This window comes from Streptomyces sp. SD15, from assembly GCF_054462255.1.
The window spans coordinates 26,048-44,110 of sequence record NZ_JBTLMO010000011.1 but is presented as its reverse complement, the minus strand read 5'-3'; the positions used below and the strand labels follow the sequence as shown (position 1 = coordinate 44,110).

Annotated in this window: 12 protein-coding genes; 1 reads left to right on the top strand and 11 read right to left on the bottom strand. The window is 70.2% G+C overall.

Translation table 11 applies throughout. The features are described 5' to 3' along the window. Window positions 1-78 precede the first annotated feature (78 nt). From ACX28W_RS13280 to ACX28W_RS13230, 11 genes are all read right to left on the bottom strand, one after another. Window positions 79-1,284, bottom strand: coding sequence for a glycosyltransferase family 2 protein (locus ACX28W_RS13280; RefSeq protein ID WP_458999116.1), 1,206 nt, complete (start codon window positions 1,282-1,284; stop codon window positions 79-81). 203 nt (window positions 1,285-1,487) lie between these two features. Further along, entirely contained in the window at window positions 1,488-3,590 is a 2,103-nt protein-coding gene (locus ACX28W_RS13275) for a hypothetical protein (protein ID WP_458999115.1), read from the bottom strand. 172 nt (window positions 3,591-3,762) lie between these two features. Then, entirely contained in the window at window positions 3,763-5,262 is a 1,500-nt protein-coding gene (locus ACX28W_RS13270; protein ID WP_458999114.1) for a D-ribitol-5-phosphate cytidylyltransferase, read from the bottom strand. 255 nt (window positions 5,263-5,517) lie between these two features. Continuing rightward, window positions 5,518-6,753 (bottom strand): hypothetical protein, encoded by a 1,236-nt coding sequence (locus tag ACX28W_RS13265; protein ID WP_458999113.1) that lies wholly within the window; start codon window positions 6,751-6,753, stop codon window positions 5,518-5,520. Window positions 6,754-6,847: 94 nt separating this feature from the next. Continuing rightward, window positions 6,848-8,398 carry an alkaline phosphatase D family protein gene (locus ACX28W_RS13260; protein WP_458999112.1) on the bottom strand — a complete coding sequence of 517 codons (1,551 nt, stop codon included), beginning with the start codon at window positions 8,396-8,398 and terminating at the stop codon, window positions 6,848-6,850. A gap of 414 nt (window positions 8,399-8,812) precedes the next feature. Continuing rightward, window positions 8,813-10,249, bottom strand: a complete 1,437-nt coding sequence (gene obgE, locus ACX28W_RS13255; protein WP_458999111.1) for a GTPase ObgE — start codon at window positions 10,247-10,249, stop codon at window positions 8,813-8,815. Window positions 10,250-10,401: 152 nt separating this feature from the next. After that, window positions 10,402-10,656, bottom strand: a complete 255-nt coding sequence (gene rpmA, locus ACX28W_RS13250) for a 50S ribosomal protein L27 (RefSeq protein WP_028802588.1) — start codon at window positions 10,654-10,656, stop codon at window positions 10,402-10,404. Between the two features lie 14 nt (window positions 10,657-10,670). Next, a complete protein-coding gene (rplU, locus tag ACX28W_RS13245; RefSeq protein ID WP_030601628.1) occupies window positions 10,671-10,991 on the bottom strand; it encodes a 50S ribosomal protein L21 in 321 nt (106 codons plus the stop codon). Between the two features lie 260 nt (window positions 10,992-11,251). Further along, window positions 11,252-15,262, bottom strand: coding sequence for an Rne/Rng family ribonuclease (locus ACX28W_RS13240; protein WP_458999110.1), 4,011 nt, complete (start codon window positions 15,260-15,262; stop codon window positions 11,252-11,254). A gap of 256 nt (window positions 15,263-15,518) precedes the next feature. Further along, on the bottom strand, window positions 15,519-16,295 hold the full coding sequence (locus tag ACX28W_RS13235; RefSeq protein ID WP_458999109.1) for a TIGR03936 family radical SAM-associated protein: 777 nt from the start codon (window positions 16,293-16,295) through the stop codon (window positions 15,519-15,521). A gap of 48 nt (window positions 16,296-16,343) precedes the next feature. After that, window positions 16,344-17,528: a hypothetical protein gene (locus tag ACX28W_RS13230; RefSeq protein WP_458999108.1), complete on the bottom strand. Its 1,185-nt coding sequence runs from the start codon at window positions 17,526-17,528 to the stop codon at window positions 16,344-16,346. Window positions 17,529-17,641: 113 nt separating this feature from the next. On the opposite strand from ACX28W_RS13230, the gene ACX28W_RS13225 reads away from it, so the two are divergent. After that, window positions 17,642-17,962: a carboxymuconolactone decarboxylase family protein gene (locus ACX28W_RS13225; protein WP_458999107.1), complete on the top strand. Its 321-nt coding sequence runs from the start codon at window positions 17,642-17,644 to the stop codon at window positions 17,960-17,962. Window positions 17,963-18,063 lie beyond the last annotated feature (101 nt).

Below are 18,063 nucleotides of genomic sequence, written 5' to 3'. Positions count from 1 at the left end.
CTCGCCCCTCAGCGCGTGCTCACCTCGTGAAACGCCCGCTCCGTGCGCCTCTTGGGCGCAGGAAGCGGGCGTTCCCGTTCACCCCGGGCGCCGCGGCCCCAGCACCTTGCGGGCCACGCGGCGCGCGGTGCGCATGCCGGGGAAGTGGCTGCCGGGCGCGAAGTGGAAGCTCTCGATGGTGACCGTCTCGCGGGAGGTGGGGATGAACCAGCTGTCCGGAATGCCCGCTTCCCGGTCGCGGAAGTGCGGGTAGGCGAGGTAGGCCTTGCGGCTGCGGGCGTCCACGTGGAGCGTGGGCGCCTTCTTCTTCTTGATGAACTCCAGGACGTCGACGAGCAGATCGGCCCGGCCGTGACCGGCCAGGTTCACCCGGAGCCGCTCGTTGACCTTGAGGCGGCCCGCGACGCCCTCGGTCCAGTGCGCGTCGATCAGCGGCTTGGCCAGCTCGAGCTTGTTGCGCCTGACCTCGTCGCTGTCCTTCAGGAAGACGGGGCCGAACTGCGGGAGCAGGGTGACGAGGAAGGGGCGGACCATCAGGGCGTCGCGGCGCGTACCCGCGGGCACGTGCTCGGCGATCAGGCCCATCAGGGCGCGGGCCGAGTCGAAGCGCAGCGTGTAACTGCCGCTCTTCGTCACGTGCTTGCCGTCCTCACGACCGACCAGGTGGTAGCAGTCGTAGTCGGCGACCACGGAGACGCCGTCGGCGCGGAGGTAGGCCTCCATGGTGAAGAGGGCGTCCTCGCCGGTCTTCAGCGACTCGTCGAAGTGCATGCCGTGCCGCGTGAGCAGCTCGCGCCGGAAGAGCTTCTGTGCGCTGAGCGTGAACTTGATCTGCGAGGAGAAGACGTCGGTACGGGGCTGGTTCTTGCCCCACATCGACTTGGGGGCGTTGCGGTTGACCCCGATGACCTTGCCGAGTACCACGTCCGTACCCTGCGCGTCGGCCATGGCGACCATGCGCTCGAGGGCCTCGGGGCCGAAGTAGTCGTCGGCGTCCAGGAAGAAGACGTAGCGTCCGCGGGCCTTGTCGAGGCCGACGTTGCGCGGGCCGCTGGGGCCGCCCGAGTTGGCCTGCCGGATCACCGTGACGGTCATGGCCGCACGCTGCGCGAACTCTTCGAGGTACTCCCCTGTGCCGTCCGTCGACCCGTCGTCGACGGCGACGACCTCGATACGGGCGGGATCGAGCGTCTGCGCGTCCACCGACTCCAGGCACTTGACCAGGTAGGGCATGGCCTCGTACGCCCCGATGATCACGCTCACATCAGGCTGCGTCACGGTCACGTTTCTCCAGTGTCATCCGAATATTTCCCCCGTTTCACCTCAAGGGCTACCTATAAGACGGTTGGGCGCACTATCAGGTTGCCTGACGCCGCCCTCCCTGTGGCGCATTTCACAGAAAGGGGCTGGTTTGCTCACAGCGAAAAGGGCCCGGCCCCGAGGATGTTCCTCGGGGCCGGGCCCTGTCGCGGGTCGGGCGGAGTTGATCAGCCCTTGACCGCGGCACCGTCCGTCGTGTCGGCCGTGCCCACCCGCTGAGCGGGGAGCGCGTTCGCCAGTTCCACGGCGGCGGCCGAAGTGCCGGTCTCCTGGCCGTGGTTGCGCGCCCGGGACTTCTTCGCCAGGTCCCGCACCGCGGCGTTGAACTGGTCGATCGACGCCGGCTCGTCGGGACCGAGCAGGTACTCCTTCAGCTCCCGGCGGTCGGCGGCCAGCGCGTCGCCCGCCGGGTCGGTGACCTGGGCGAGCAGCTCGCCCAGCTCGCTCGCCGAGTTGGAGAGGATCACGGCGGCGCGCACCGCGGTGTTCTGCCGCTTGAACTCCTCGACGCCCAGCTCCGCGGAGTCCGTGACCGCGTACGGCTTGCCGCTCGCGATGAAGTCGGAGACCACGCTGGAGATGTCCGAGACCATGGCGTCGGAGACGTTGAAGCAGTCGTACAGGCGCGGCTCGGCGCCCGTGATGACGCGGTGTTCCCAGCTGCCGAAGGAACGCCAGTAGGCGTCGTTCCACTCGGCGCGCAGCCGGGCGACCTCGGCGTGCGCCGCCGTGTCGACGAGGCCGTCGCGGGTGGCCTCGGCCTCGTCGCCCTTCTCGGCGACGCCGGTCAGCTCCGCGATGCGGGCCTCGATGCGGGCGAGTTCGGCCTTGGCCGCGCTCCGGTCCGCCGCGTCGGCGGTGAAGCTCGGGTCGGCGGCGCGCTCGGCGGCCGCCTTCTCGACCAGCGCGACGATCTTCTGGTGCGCGGCCTTGGCCTGCGGGCTGCGGGTGCCGGTGAAGGGGTGGGGCTTGTAGAGAACGCGGACGGGCTGCTCGGCCGTCAGCAGCGCGTGCACGATGTTCGCGCCCGCGAGCAGGATCGAGGTGTTGCCCGGGTTGTCGTCCCAGCCCTCCCAGGTGGGGGCGTAGAGGACCGTCGGCATGCGCCCCTCGGGCGCGCCGCGCCAGGTCTGGATCGGGGCGAGCTGCGGGCGGCCGACCTCGACGATGTCGCCGTCGCGGACGCCGACGTCGGCGATGGCGTAGCGGTCACGGCCGGCCCGGCCCGCGGTCCACACCTCGTCGTACGCCTTGCTGAACGGATTCACGCTGGCGAGCTTGTCGCTGTCGCCGTGGCCGATGAAGACGTGCTTCATGGTCGGAACGCGCAGCATGTGGATGTTCTTGCCGACGTTCGCCGCGTACAGCGCGACGCGCACCGTGGACAGGTCCATGTTCATCAGGTGCACCCCTCCGGGCACACAGATGACCGGCACGGTGGTGGGTGCCATGCGCTCCAGGATGGCCCGCTCGCGGAGGATGATCAGCGGCCGGGTGTCCAGCTGCTCCATCGTCTCCAGCCACATGTTGACCTGGTAAGCCGAGTCCTTGGAGCCGGAGAAGTACAGCACGGTCTCCGGGCGGTACTCGCGCAGCCAGTCGTCGACGGACTCCAGCACGAGTTCCACGTTCGGCGGGGTCTTCTTGCCGCGGACGTACGGGACGAGCGCGATGACGTAGACGAACGCCAGCGCCAGGGTGACCGCGATGCCCGCGAAGCCGTACACGTCGGAGTCGGTGGCCCCGGTGACCAGCACGCCGGCGACGGCCACCAGGTCGAGGTGGAGCATCTTCTCGGCGGCCCGGTTGAGCAGGCCGCGCGGCGGCGCGTCGGGGATGCGGATGCGCGAGGCCAGGTCGACGTTGCGGGTGGCGACGGGCATTCTGCGGCGCGAGCGGATCATCGCGACCAGCGCGCTGTGCGGGGCCTGGAAACCGTAGAAGGCCAGGAAGCACGCGATCGCCGCGTAGAAGACCACGCTGTCGGACAGGTCGAGCCGCGCCAGGAGCAGCACGAGCAGCAGCTGCCGTACGAGGAACCTGATGGACAGACCGGCACGCACCTTGCTGAGGCGGTTGATCAGATAGCTGCCACGCCGGTGCAGATAGTGGTCCGCCAGGTACGTCACGGCGGCCGCGGCGGCGAAGGCGCCGACGCTCGGGAGGAGCGCGGCCAGCATCAGGCAGGGGAAGCCCAGCATCATGAGGGCCGCCGCGGCCAGCTCGGCCCCACTGCCCACCCGGGCAACGCGTATAGCGGTGGAAATCACGGAGAAACCTGCTCTTGAGGGAGTGCCGGTTTGGTACAGAAAATAACCTTGACGCAGAAAGCGTGTAAAGCGCAGAAGGTGCAGAAAAGGTATGTACGGATTCAGGCCTCCGTGAATGCGCGACAAACACGCAGCCACAAAGGCCTGAATTACCGGAAGCTAATTGATGTAATTATGCCACGCCGTCCTGACGGTCCAGGACGCTGGCCAGGGCCGCCTCGAAGCCGGAGGCCCGGCCCGCGCCGGCCGTCGGGTCCTGCTGGCGGACGTCGATGACGTGACCGGTGAGCTCGGAGAGGAGGACGTCGAGCGAGGTGCGCGCCACGGCCTCGGAGGACAGCAGCGAACCCGAGGGCTCCTGACCGAAGGCCTTGGTGCGCATCGGGGTCGCCGTGCGCTCCGGGTTGATGCAGTTGACGCGGATGCCGTCGCCGGCCCACTCGTCGGACAGGGCCTGGGTGAGGTTCACCATGGCGGCCTTGGTGGAGGAGTAGAGGCTGTACTCGGCGCGGCCGCGGGTGTAGCTGCTGGAGGTGTAGAGCAGCAACTGGCCCTTGGTCTCGGCCAGGTACTTGTACGCGGAGCGGGCGATCTGCACCGGGGCCAGGTAGTTGACCTTGAGCGCTTCCTCGATGGTCGCGTTGTCGGTCTCCGCGAGCTTGCCTATGCGCAGCACGCCCGCGGTGTTGATGACGTAGTCGATGCGCCCGGTCTCGGCGTACGCCGTGGACAGCGCGTCGTCGACCTCCTCCGGGTTCTCGACGTGGGTCCCGGTGGTCGAGCGGCCCAGCGCGTAGGTCTTCGCGCCGTACCCCTCGGCGAGTTCGGCGATGTCCTTGCCGATGCCGTACGAACCGCCGAAGACCACCACGGTCTTGCCGGTGAGCAGCTCGCGGTAGGCGGCCTCGTCGGCCTGCTCGGGCGCGGCGGTGGAGGCGAGCTGGAAGAGCTTGTCGGCGATGAAGACGTCGACGGGCTGGGTGACCTTCATGTTGTACTCGTCGCCCGCGACGACGTGGATCGGCACGTCCGGCAGGTACTTGAGTACGACCGAGCAGTCGTCGGTGGCCTGGAAGTTGGGGTCGCCGGCCGCGACCTCGTACGCCCGGCGGATCGTGGACAGCTTGAACGCCTGGGGCGTCTGGCCGCGGCGCAGCCGGGAGCGGTCCGGGATCTCGGTGATGAACTCCCCGTCCTCGCCGTGGGTGCGGGTCACGATGATCGTGTCCGCGGACGGGATGGCGACGTCGACGGCCTGGTAGCGCTCGAGCGCCGTCACGCAGTCGTCGATCACGCGCTCCGACAGCAGGGGGCGTACGGCGTCGTGGAAGAGGACGTTGGCGTCCTCGCCCTCGGCCAGGCCCTCACCGAGGGCGGCGATGGCGCGCTCGGTGGTCTCGTTCCGTGTCGAGCCGCCCTCGATGACCCGGGACACCTTGGTGAAGCCCGCCTTGGCGACGATCTTCTCGACGTCCGGCACATAACCGGGGGCCATCAGCACAATGATGTCGTCGATGGATTCGGCCTGCTCGAAGGTGGTCAGCGTGTGTTCGATGACCGCCTTGCCGGCGATCTTCAGCAGCTGCTTCGGAATCGACAGACCCACGCGCTGACCGGTACCCCCGGCCAGGATCACTGCGGTGGTACGGGGCTTGGCAAAGTGCTCAGACACAGGTGACCTACCTTGGGGCGACAGGGAACCTTGGAATGCTCCCACTTACGGTTACCGAGGTGCAAGGTGAGCGCCCTCTGCTGCATATGTGCGCGCAACCCACTATTCACCTTGCACGCAGGCGACCCCCAGGAATCCGGACCGGATCACGACCGAATTGTCCGGATTTGCTGTGAGTAACTCCACACGGTTTTTGTACGTTTTCTCCTCGCCTCCACAGCGGAAGCGAGGCCCGTCCGTTACTTACTACTTCCGCTACTCGCGCTTCAGCCGCTTGAGGACCCGGTGGCCGAGCACCCGGACGAGTTCCTTGGACGGGGTCTGGTGAACCGAGCGGACAGCGGCGGCGCGCACGGCGGGAGTCGCGGCCGCCACGGCGAGCGCCCCGTACAGCGCCTGGGCCGCCACCTCGGGATCGATCCGCGGGGCCGCCGTCCCCTCGGCACCGCCCGCGACGGGTACGGCGGACAGCAGCGCGGGGTCGCCGAGTACCCGTACGCCCATGGTGCCGATCCGCTCGGCCATCTCCGCGCCGATGCCCGCGGCCGCCTCCAGCGCCCACATCGGCGTGTGGATCCGCGCGTCGTCCGCCGCGGGACGACAGGCGTTCTTCATATGCATGACCGCGCCATTGCGCACCAGCTTGGAATACACCTCGTCGGGCAGCCCATTGCCGCGGAACTCCATATTGAGCTTTCGCAGCATTTCGGTCTCGGCGAGGGTGAGTGAGCGATTCGCCGTGTCCGGAACCGGCACCAGGAGACCGTCCGGCAGACCGAGGAGGGATTCGAAGGTGCGCATGAGGCCGCCGCGGTCGCTGTCGTCGACCACGACGACGGTGACGTTCTCGGCGCCGACCACCCGCACCCAGCGCTCCACCAGCCGGTCGTGGCGGTGGCGGCGCCAGAAGCTCGGGTTGGGCTTCTCGTAGGGGGCCTTGCGCAGCATGTGCGTCAGCCAGTCCTCGTAGCCCATGCGCAGACCGTTCTGCACGTACTGCTGCCACTGCGAGGGCATGATCTTCGCCAGCGGGCGGAGGGTGACCAGGACGTGCACCCGGTCCCGGCCGAGGTCGTCGACGATCCGGGCGATGGTCTCGTCGTCGGGCGCGTCGGCGAAGAACTCGCTGCTGACCACCGAGGTGCGCTTGCCGGTCGCGTGCACCGCGTCCACGAGCCGCTTCCAGTGGCCCTCGGTGGGCCTGGTGTCGCCCATCATGCCGGGCCGGGCGCAGACGCCGAGGGCCGCCTCCATGGGATGCCTGCTGCGTGCCGGGAAGTCGACGCCGTGCCCGGCCATCGCCTCCTTCGCCGCGAACAGCGCGCCCTGGATCGACGTGGTCCCGGTTTTGTGCGGGCCGATGTGCAACAGCCGGGTGCCTACGAGGAGGGCGCCGGGGGCACCCTTCGCGACGGTTTGCGCCACTTCCTGGACGGCTTCTGTTTCCGTCCCGGTGGCTGCCGCGTCATGAGTCGTACAGTCGGTCTCCATGGTCAAGGGAGGTTAAATCTCTTACCTGAGTATTAACTGAGAGTGCTCTGGGACTCATATGAGCTCCAGAGCTCCCCCAGTTGGTCCCGGGTGATCAGACCAGTCGCACTCCCGGCGCCCCCGCCTCGACCCGCAGCCGGGCCAGCGTGCTGGAGGCGGCGTCGGGCTTCAGGACGGTCTCCGGGACGCGCACCTGGGCGTCGATGCCGTCGCGCCGGATGTCGAAGAGGTGGTAGCCGCGATGGGCGTCGATGAACTTCCAGTGCGGGTTGTCCGCCATCCGCGGGTCCCAGTCCTTGTGGAAGGCCGCCTGGTCCTGGTCGCCGCCGCTGGAGATGGAGGTCCCGACGAACTCGGCGCCGACGACGTCGGAGTCCGGGTCGGCGAAGTCCTTCTTGAGGTCGCTGATCATGCTGAGGTGGCGGTCGCCGGTCAGCACGACGGGGTTGCGGATGCTCGCGAACTCCCCCATGAGGGCGTTGCGTTCGACCTGGTAGCCGTCCCAGGCGTCGTAGTACCAGAGCTTGCCCTCGCCGACCTGGAGATCCGTCTCGGCCATCATGATCTGCGAGGCGATCAGGTTCCAGCGGGTCGGCGACCCGTGCAGGCCGTCGAGCAGCCACTCCTTCTGCTCGGCGCCGAGCATGGTGAGCGCGGGGTTCGCGGCGCCCGCCTGGCTGGTCGCCTGGTCGCTGCGGTACTGCCGGGTGTCCAGGACGTTGAGGCGGGCCAGCCGGCCGAAGTCGAGCCGCCGGTACATCTGGATGTGCGGCCCGTTCGGGATCGCGCTCGCCCGGACCGGCATGTGCTCGTAGTACGCCTGGTAGGCGGCGGTCAGCCGGGCCACGAAGGCGTCGTGCGACTGACTGGCCGGGTCCTGCGGGATGTCGCCCGCGAAGTCGTTGTCGACCTCGTGGTCGTCGAAGGTGACCACCCAGGGCGCGGCCGCGTGCATCGCCGCGAGGTGCGGATCGGTGCGGTACTGCGCGTAGCGGTTGCGGTACTGGACGAGGGTGTACGGCTCGTTGCTGCCCTCGTGCGTACGGATGGCCGTGGCCGACGGCCTGGTCTCGTAGATGTAGTCGCCGACGAAGACGACGACGTCCGGATCCTGGTCGCGCATGTCGGCGTACGGCGTGAAGTAGCCGTTCTGCCAGTTCTGGCAGGAGGCGAGGGCCACGCGGAGCGTGCCGCCCGAGCTGCGCGGGTGGGGCGCGGTGCGGGTGCGGCCGGTCGGCGAGAGCTGTCCGGAGGTGCGGAAGCGGTACCAGTAGGCGCGGTCCGGGCGCAGTCCGCGTACGTCGACGTGAACGCTGTGCCCGTACTCGGGCAACGCCTGCGCGACACCCCGCCGCACCCGCTTCCTGAACCGGCTGTCCTCGGCGAGCTCCCATTCCACCGGCACCGCGCGGTCGGGCATACCGCCGCCGTTGAGTGGGTCGGGGGCGAGCCTGGTCCACAGCACGACGGCGCCCGGCAGCGGATCGCCGGAGGCGACACCGAGCGCGAACACACCGTCAGGCAGGGGTGTTTCGGCGGCTCCCGCGGTGGCAGGCAGCCACAGCTGCGTGGTGGCCGCGGCACCCAGCACCCCGGCACTGGCGGTCAGAAAGCGGCGACGATCGCGTGAGACAGCTCCGGACATCGGTGAACTCCCTTGCGTCGGTGGCCCCTTGAACACCGGGAAGCTCACACGGCGCAACGGCCCGCTCGCTGAACGGGGTCCATCACGAACATGACAACTGAGCGAGCAAAAAGAGACCCGCCGCGGTGCGGGGAAAATCCCTGCACCGCGGCGGGCCTGACGTTCTTTCAGTACGGGGCCACCCAGCCCGTCCGGCGTTTAAGGACGAGCCTTTCGGGCGAAGGCGGGGTCCGGGGGGCGCAGCGCCCCGAGCGGGGGTCCAGGGGCGCACCGCCCCGAGCGGAGGTCCGGGGGGGGCGCAGCAGCGCCCCTGGCGGGGGTCCGGGGGCGGAGCCCCCGGGGACGGGACGGGTAGGGGCTGCGGGGGCGCGAAACCCCTCAACCCCCAGCCGGCCCTGGACGCCCGAGCCGCCCCTAGAACGGCTCGAAGTCGTCGTACTCCTTCTCCGACTCGTCCCGCTCCGCCTGCTTGTCCCGGCGACGCTGCGTGGCAGGCCGCGGCGCGTCGAACCGGTGGTCCTCACCACGCCGCCCCAGCATCTCCGCACCAGCCATCACCGTCGGCTCCCAGTCGAAGACGACCGCGTTCTCCTCGGGCCCGATGGCAACGCCGTCGCCCGAGCGGGCGCCCGCCTTCATCAGCTCCGCCTCGACGCCGAGGCGGTTGAGGCGGTCGGCGAGGTAGCCGACGGCCTCGTCGTTGCTGAAGTCGGTCTGGCGGACCCAGCGCTCGGGCTTCTCACCGCGCACCCGGAAGAGGCCGTCCTCCTCCTGGACCACGGTGAAGCCCGCGTCGTCGACCGCCTTCGGGCGGATGACGATCCGGGTCGCCTCCTCCTTGGGCTTGGCGGCACGCGCCTTCCCGATCAGCTCGGCGAGGGCGAAGGACAGCTCCTTGAGGCCCATGTGCGCGACCGCCGACACCTCGAAGACGCGGTAGCCGCGAGCCTCCAGGTCCGGGCGGACCATCTCGGCGAGGTCCTTGCCATCGGGTACGTCGATCTTGTTCAGGACGACCATGCGCGGGCGGTTGCCGAGGCCGCCGTACTGCTTCAGCTCCTCCTCGATGATGTCGAGGTCGGTGACCGGATCGCGATCGGACTCCAGGGTCGCCGTGTCCAGGACATGGACGAGCACGCTGCACCGCTCGACGTGGCGGAGGAATTCAAGGCCGAGGCCCTTGCCCTGGCTGGCGCCGGGGATGAGTCCGGGCACGTCGGCGATCGTGTAGACCGTCTCGCCCGCCGTCACCACGCCCAGGTTGGGGACGAGGGTCGTGAACGGGTAGTCCGCGATCTTCGGCTTGGCGGCGGACAGGACCGAGATCAGCGAGGACTTACCCGCGCTCGGGTAGCCGACGAGGGCCACGTCCGCGACGGTCTTCAGCTCCAGGACGATGTCCTGGAGATCCCCGGGCACCCCGAGCAGCGCGAAGCCGGGCGCCTTGCGGCGGGCCGAGGCCAGCGCCGCGTTGCCGAGGCCGCCACGACCGCCCTGCGCGGCGACGTACGACGTGCCGTGGCCGACGAGGTCCGCGAGGACGTTGCCCGCCTTGTCGAGTACGACCGTGCCGTCCGGCACCGGCAGGATCAGGTCCTGCCCGTCCTTGCCGGACCGGTTGCCGCCCTCGCCGGGCTTGCCGTTGGTCGCCTTGCGGTGCGGGGAGTGGTGGTAGTCGAGCAGCGTGGTCACGGACTGGTCGACTACCAGCATCACGTCACCGCCACGGCCGCCGTTGCCGCCGTCCGGGCCGCCGAGCGGCTTGAACTTCTCCCGGTGAACGGAGGCACAGCCGTGGCCTCCGCTACCCGCGGCGACGTGCAGCTCGACGCGGTCCACGAAGGTGGTCATGTGGGGTGCCTCCAGCACTTGGGTTACTTTTCAGCGCGTACGGAATGTCTCTCGTACGGGGGGTCTCTTGTACGGAATGTCTCTTGGGTAACAAACGAAAGGCGGACCCACTTCCCGACCGGGAAGTGAGGTCCGCCTCGCGAAAGAACCGGTCAGGCGACCGGAACGATGTTCACGACCTTGCGGCCACGGTGGGTACCGAACTCCACCGCACCGGCGTCAAGGGCGAACAGCGTGTCGTCCTTGCCACGGCCGACGCCGTTGCCCGGGTGGAAGTGCGTGCCGCGCTGGCGGACCAGGATCTCACCGGCGTTGACGACCTGACCGCCGAAGCGCTTCACGCCGAGCCGCTGAGCATTGGAGTCGCGACCGTTCCGAGTGGACGATGCGCCCTTCTTGTGTGCCATCTCTCCTCAGTCCCTTACTTCGCAGCCGCGGGGATCTCAGTGACCTTGATCGCCGTGTACTGCTGGCGGTGGCCCTGACGACGGCGGTAGCCGGTCTTGTTCTTGTAGCGAAGGATGTCGATCTTCACACCCTTGTGGTGATCCACGACCTCGGCCTGGACCTTGATGCCGGCCAGGACCCACGGGTCGCTCGTCACGGCTTCGCCGTCGACAACGAGCAGGGTCGAGAGCTCGACCGTGTCGCCAACCTTGGCAGTGGAAATCTTGTCAACCTCAACGATGTCGCCGACAGCAACCTTGTGCTGGCGGCCACCGCTGCGCACGATGGCGTACACGCGGATCTCACTCTCTCGCTCGGGAACGGCACCCCCGCAGTCCAGCCGCCACGCATATGAACGCGGGCGGCCTCTCCCGGCCGTGCCTGGCCCGGGAGGATGAGGTTTACGGGGACGTGGCGGGTCAGTCGACACGCCGACGGTCAAGGTTACGGGGCCCGGCTTGAGGGGTCAAACCGGGCCCCGCTCCCTCACTCGCCATCGCCCGGCGAGAACCGGGCGGGCCGCCAACTGCCTTGTGCGGTAAGGGGATCAGCCGATCAGTCCTCGGCCGAGACCGAGACGGTGGACTGAGCCTGCTCCGCCGCCGCGGTCTTCTTCGCCGTCGACTTGGCAGCCGTCTTCTTCGCGGTCGCCTTCTTCGCCGTGGTCTTGGCCGTGGCCTTCTTGGCGACCGTCTTCTTGGCCGCGGTCTTCTTGGCGGCCGTCTTCTTGGCCGTCGCCTTCTTCGCCGTGGCCGTCTTGCGCGCGGCCGTCTTCTTGGCGGGGGCCGGAGCCTCGGCGTCGACCTCGGTCACCGTGTCGGTCACCGTCTCGGCGACCGGCTCCGCCGAGACCGACGGGACGACCACGACGGCCGCCTCCTCGGACGCGGTGGGCGCGGTGGCCTTGCGGACGGCACGGCGCCGCGGACGGGCCGGCGCGGCGCTCTCGGCGGCAGGCTCAGCCACGGGCTCGGGCTTCGGCTCGACGACCTCGACGACCTCTACGACCGCCTCGGAGGGCACCGCCGCGACCGGCTCCGTGACCGTCACCACGGCCTCCTCCGCCGCCTTCGGGGAACCGGCCGGGGCCGACACCTTCCGCGTCGCACGACGGCGTGCACGGCCCTTGGGAGCGGCCTCTTCCTGCTGTACGGCGGCCTCGGGGACCGCCACGGCCTCGGGTGCCTCGACGACCGGCGTCTGCACAACCGGCGCCTCGACGACCGGGTCCTCGACCGCGACCGGCTCGGACTCGGCGGCCTCACGGGACAGCAGAGTCCGCTCCGCCCGCTCCTCACGCCGGCCCCGGGGAGCCCGCTCCTCGGTCCTCGGCGCACCCGCCGGAGCCGACGCCCGCCGGGTCGCCCGGCGCCGCGAACGGCCACGGGAAGCCGCGGCCTCCGCCTCGGCAGCGCTGCTGTACAGCTCCTCGTCCGGTACGAACTCGGGCACGGCGAGCGCCACGGGCGCGGCGACCTCGGCGGCCACCTCGGCCTCGCTCTCGACCGTCTCCAGCTCCTCCTCGACCTCGTGCACGAGCTCGTGCTCGTGCTCGGGGGCCAGCTCGACGCCGCCCCGGCCGCGCTTCTTGCGCTTGCCGCCGCCTCCGACGGAGGTCGGCTGCTCCATGTGCACGATGACGCCACGGCCGTTGCAGTGGACGCAGGTCTCGGAGAAGGACTCCAGCAGACCCTGTCCGACGCGCTTGCGCGTCATCTGCACGAGGCCGAGCGAGGTGACCTCGGCGACCTGGTGCTTCGTCCGGTCACGCCCCAGGCATTCGAGCATCCGCCGCAGCACCAGGTCCCGGTTGGACTCCAGGACCATGTCGATGAAGTCGACGACGACGATTCCGCCCAGGTCGCGCAGCCGCAGCTGGCGCACGATCTCCTCGGCCGCCTCCAGGTTGTTCCTGGTCACGGTCTCTTCGAGGTTGCCGCCCTGGCCGGTGAACTTGCCGGTGTTGACGTCGATCACGACCATGGCCTCGGTCTTGTCGATCACCAGCGAGCCGCCGCTGGGCAGCCAGACCTTGCGGTCCAGCGCCTTCATCAGCTGCTCGTCGATCCGGTACGTCGCGAAGACGTCGACCTCGGAGGTCCACTTCGACAGGCGGTCGGTCAGGTCGGGCGCGACGTGGGAGACGTACCCGTGGATGGTCTCCCATGCCTCGTCGCCGCTGACGATGACCTTGGAGAAGTCCTCGTTGAAGATGTCGCGGACGACACGGACGGTCATGTCCGGCTCGCCGTACAGCAGCGACGGTGCGTTGGAGCTGCCGCCGCTCTTCGCCTTCTTCTCGATGTCCTCCCACTGCGCCTGCAGTCGCTCGACGTCACGGCGCAGCTCGTCCTCGCTCGCACCCTCGGCTGCCGTGCGCACGATGACGCCCGCGTCCTCGGGGACGATCTTCTTGAGGATGGTCTTCAGACGCGCGCGCTCGGTGTCGGGCAGCTTGCGGCTGATGCCGGTCATCGAACCCTCGGGCACGTAGACCAGGTAGCGGCCGGGGAGGGACACCTGGCTGGTGAGGCGGGCGCCCTTGTGACCGATCGGGTCCTTCGTGACCTGCACGAGGACCGACTGGCCGGACTTCAGCGCGCTCTCGATGCGGCGCGGCCCGTTGGCCATGCCCAGCGCCTCGAAGTTGACCTCACCGGCGTACAGCACGGCGTTGCGGCCCTTGCCGATGTCGATGAAGGCGGCCTCCATCGAGGGCAGGACGTTCTGCACCTTGCCGAGATACACATTGCCGACGTACGAGGTCGCCTGTTCCTTGTTGACGTAGTGCTCGACGAGCACGTTGTCCTCGAGGACGCCGATCTGGGTGCGCTCGCCGCTCTGGCGGACGACCATCACGCGCTCGACGGCCTCACGGCGGGCCAGGAACTCGGCCTCGGTGATGATCGGAACGCGCCGACGGCCCTGCTCGCGACCCTCGCGACGGCGCTGCTTCTTCGCCTCCAGGCGGGTCGAGCCCTTGATGGACTGCACCTCGTCCGTGCCATCGCCGGGCCGCTCGTCCTTCTTGCTGCTGCGGGGCTCGCGGACCTTCACGACGGTGCGCTCGGGGTCGTTGTCGCCGGGCTCGACGTCGGTGCCGGAGTCACCGGCGCGACGCCGACGGCGGCGCCTGCGACGGCTGCTGCTGGAGCCGGAACCACCGGACTCCTCGTCCGCCTCCTCGGCGTCCTCCTCGGCCTGCTCGGCGGTGTCCTCGGCATCCTGCGCGGCCTGCTCGGCGGCATAGTCGTCGTCGCCGGACTCGCCGTCCAGCTCGGCGGACTCACCACGGCGACGACGACGGCCACCACGGCGGCGACGACGGCGCGACCCGGCCGACTCCTCCTCGGACTCGTCACCCTCGACGACGTCCTCGCCGGACTCCTCGGGCTCCTCGACCTCGTCGACGGCCTCCGCGGTCACAGCCGCGGGCTGCTCCTCCTCGACGGCCCGGCGACGACGGCGCCGACGCCCGCCGGTCGCCTCCTCGACGACCTCGACAGCCTCAGGGGCCTCGACGACCTCAGGAGCCTCGACGACCTCCGCCGCCTCGGCGGCAGCCGCGGCAGCGGCCCGCTCCGGGGTCTGGAACATCGGCTCGGTGAACACGGGCGCCTGGAACACGGCGACAGCCGGACGCCCGGGACGCCGCCCGGACTCGTCGGTCTCCTTCGGCGCGGGGGCGGAGAAACCGCCGGCGGCCTTACGGGTGGCACGGCGGCGGGTGGCGCGACGCGGGGCGCCCTCCTCGGCCTGCGCGACCTCGGCGGTCTCACTCTCGGGGCTCGCGGCAGGCACAGGGGGCTTGTTCTCGCTGGTCACGGGCGCCTCCACACGCTCGTCGACGGTGTCGCCCTCGGGCGCACCGGCGGGTGCGGAGACGCGCCGGGTGGCGCGACGGCGGGCGGTACGGCGCGGTGCGGCTTCCTCGGCGGGCTCGGCAACGGCACTCGCCGACTCCTCGACGGCCTTGGTGACCTCAGCGGCCTCAGCGACCGCCGCAACCTCCGCGACCTCAGCCGTCTCGACGGTCTCAGCCGCCGCGGCCGCCTTGGGGGCCCCGGTCGGCGCGGAGGCGCGACGGGTCGCACGGCGGCGCAGCCGGGCAGCGGGCGCGGCCTCCTCGACGGACGGAGCGGGAGTGTCCTCCTCAGCCCCGGCCTCGACGGGCGCGGCCGCGGGCACGACGGTCTCCGCCGCTTCGGCCGCCACCGGCGCACCGGCGGGCGTGGACACCCGCCGCGTGGCACGACGACGCGCACGACGCGGAGCGGCGTCCTCGACGGCGGCCTCAGCCACCGCCTCCACCGCTGCCTCTTCGGTTTCTACGGTCTCGACGACCTCTGTGGCCTCGGCGAGCTCTGTGGCTTCGGCGAGATCGGCGGACGCCACCGGCGGTATGGCCGGAGCCGTGGTCTCAGCCACGCTCTCGGCCGCGCCCGTGGGCGGGCCCGCCGGGCGCGACGCTGCGCGGCGGCGGCGCCGCGGCGGCAGGGTGTCGCTGGGGGTGTTGTTGGCTTCGGAGCCCCTGGAGGGCTCAGCGGGTTCGGTTGACTCGAGCATGCGGGTGGATCTCCCGTCAGGCTCCCGGGCGCCGCACCTGGTCCGGATGATCCGGTGACGTCCGCGGCTCGCGCGATGCGCGGTGCCGCCGTCCGGGGCGCGGGCGCCGCACGGGAGCTCTCTGTGTCCTGTCCCACCGGTTCCGTACGCCATGTGTGCGTACGGCCTGGCGAAAGTCTTCTGGTCGGTGCGCTGCCCGACCCAGGTGGCTCCCGGATACGAGGGCGGCGCTACGACATCCGTCCTTACGCGGGACCTACGCCGACGCCTTCGCGGCGGCAGATGCGGCGGCCCCTGTGCGATCGGCTGGGGCGGCCGTGACTGCCTCGCGGTCGGGCGCGAGCGGGTCGGTCACCGTGCCGGTCTCTTCATCGAACAGCCCCTGCGCCAGCCTGGTCACCGCTGCGGGGACCGGCGGCGCCAGGTCGGCCACGGCGCGAAGACCGGACAGGACGTCGTCGGGTCGTACGGCAGGCGTCACGTGCCGAACAACCAGCCGCAGTATCGCACAGGGCTGGTCGGTCGGCCTATCGGCCTGCGGACTGTGCGCCTCGAGGCTCGCTACAGCACTGCGGGCGTCGAAGGTGCGCATCCCGTTCTTGGTCCTGCGCTGGACCTCCACCGTGTCGGCCGACTTGAAGGCGTCGACCGCGCGCGACACGTCCTCGAGCGCCACGCCGTCGAGGCGCAGCTCCCACACGGACGCGGTGAGCCGGTCGGCGAGCCCGGACGTCCGGGCCTCGACCGCCTCGATGATGTCGAGCCCTACAGGCATCGACTCGTCGAGAAGCTCGCGCAGCTTCTCGGGGTCACGCGCCGCGGTGAGCGCAATCTCCAGGTACTCCGCCTCACTGCCCGTGCCGGTGGGTGCGGCATTGGCGTACGACACCTTCGGATGCGGCGTGAACCCCGCCGAGTACGCCATCGGCACCTCGGCGCGGCGCAGCGCACGCTCGAAGGCGCGCTGGAAGTCACGGTGGCTGGTGAACCGGAGGCGGCCGCGCTTGGTGTAGCGCAGTCGGATGCGCTGCACCGCGGGTGCGGGCGGCGGGCCTTCGGGCTGTCGCTTGCCCAGTGTCGTTCAGTCCTTCGTGAGAGCGGTCTTACTGCTACCAAGACTACGTGTCGCGGCGGCTCCCGGTTCCCGCTGGGCCACGGGCTGTGGCTCGCGAGGCGCGCCGAAGAGCATCCGGCGGACGTCGGCACGCGCCTGCCGCGCGGACTCACGGGCGGCGGTCAGGGCCTGCCGCGTCACCCGTCCCACGCTGCGCGCGGCCTCGGCGGCGGGCCGCAGAACGGTGTCCCGTACGACATGCCCGAGGGGCGTCAACAGGCTCCGGTACACCCAGCGCACCGGCTCCACGAAGATCCACCGGAAGAGTCGCCCGAGGAACCGCCCGACGGTGTGCGAGATGTGCCCGGCCACCCGCCACGCGTGCCCGAGCGCCCCGCCGACCTCCCGCCCGATGACGGCGAGGACGCGCCCGACCGGCACCAGCACCCAGCGCCACACGGCGAGCGCGGGCAGCACGAGCAGGATGCGCAACGTCCAGTAGAGCGCCGCACCGATCCCGGTGAAGATCATCCGTACGAGCCACACGAGTCCGCGCGCCGCCCACGCGATCGCCCGTCCGACGGGCGCGAGGATCCACTCGTACAGCCACACCGCCGGTACGACGATCAGATACCTCACCAGCCAGGCCACGGCGTTGTACACCCCGATCCCGACCACCGCGAGCCCGATCCCGACGCCCTTGAGCAGCCAGGCGACCGCGTGCCCGAGGGGCGCCAACAGCCGCGCGTACACCCAGCCGAGCCCGGCACCGATGCCGCGGCACACCCAGCCGAGCCCGGCACCGATGCCGCGGCACACCCAGCCGAGCCCGGCGCCGATTCCTCGCGCCGCCCAGGCGATGGCGTGCCCGACCGGTGTCAGCAGGTTCCGGTACAGCCACACCAGGGGCACGACCAGCAGCACGTACCCGAGCCACCCGAGCCCCTTGCCGACCGGCACGACGGCGTACCGCCACAGCGTCACCCACGGCCAGACGAACAGCGCCCACGCCACCCACCCCAGCGCACGCCCCACCGGCCGCAGCACGGTGTCCCGCAGGAACCGCCCGCCGACGACCAGCGCGTCCCACACCATGCGCACGGGCACGACGAGCACCAGCACGACGATCCGCACGGGCAGCCGGATCGCGACCGTGAGGCACCCTTCGGCCCGCGGTACGGGTCGCTCGGCAGGCGGCTTTTCCAGGTCCATACCGACATAGACGCATCAGCGGGCCTCTTGGATGCAGACGGCCACGATCCTGATGCCCAAGGCCAGAGGACCACTTACGCTGAAATAAGGGGCCCGATTCAGGAGATGGCCCTATGACAGCATCATCCGAGACTCCTGTCCTTGACACCCTGGCCGCCATGACTCTCGACTCGATCGAGCGGTGCGGGCTGCCTTTGGACACGCTCATCCTGACGCGCATCGCCGCCCTCGCGGCCATGGATGCGCCGCCCGTTTCCTACGTCGCCCACATCGGTCCCGCCATCGAGAACAACGTGACCGTGGAGCAGATTCAGGACGTACTGGTCGCCGTGGCACCCGTCGTGGGCACCGCCAAGGTCATGGCCGCGGCCACGAACATCACCGAGGCTCTCGGATTCGCCATCGCCGTGGTGGAGAGCGAGCCAGAAGGGTAGTCGCACTCGCCAAGGTGGCCGAGGCTCAACCGGCCCCGCCCACACGACAGAAAGGGGTGTCCGGCAGGTCGACAACAGACCCGTCGGACACCCCTCGCGGC

Coding starts and splice junctions, on each gene's coding strand:
- ACX28W_RS13265 (WP_458999113.1), bottom strand. CDS start 6,753: ATGGAGACCGACTGTACGACTCATGACGCGGCAGCCACCGGGACGGAA.
- ACX28W_RS13260 (WP_458999112.1), bottom strand. CDS start 8,398: ATGTCCGGAGCTGTCTCACGCGATCGTCGCCGCTTTCTGACCGCCAGT.
- obgE (WP_458999111.1), bottom strand. CDS start 10,249: ATGACCACCTTCGTGGACCGCGTCGAGCTGCACGTCGCCGCGGGTAGC.
- rpmA (WP_028802588.1), bottom strand. CDS start 10,656: ATGGCACACAAGAAGGGCGCATCGTCCACTCGGAACGGTCGCGACTCC.
- ACX28W_RS13240 (WP_458999110.1), bottom strand. CDS start 15,262: ATGCTCGAGTCAACCGAACCCGCTGAGCCCTCCAGGGGCTCCGAAGCC.
- ACX28W_RS13230 (WP_458999108.1), bottom strand. CDS start 17,528: ATGGACCTGGAAAAGCCGCCTGCCGAGCGACCCGTACCGCGGGCCGAA.
- ACX28W_RS13225 (WP_458999107.1), top strand. CDS start 17,642: ATGACAGCATCATCCGAGACTCCTGTCCTTGACACCCTGGCCGCCATG.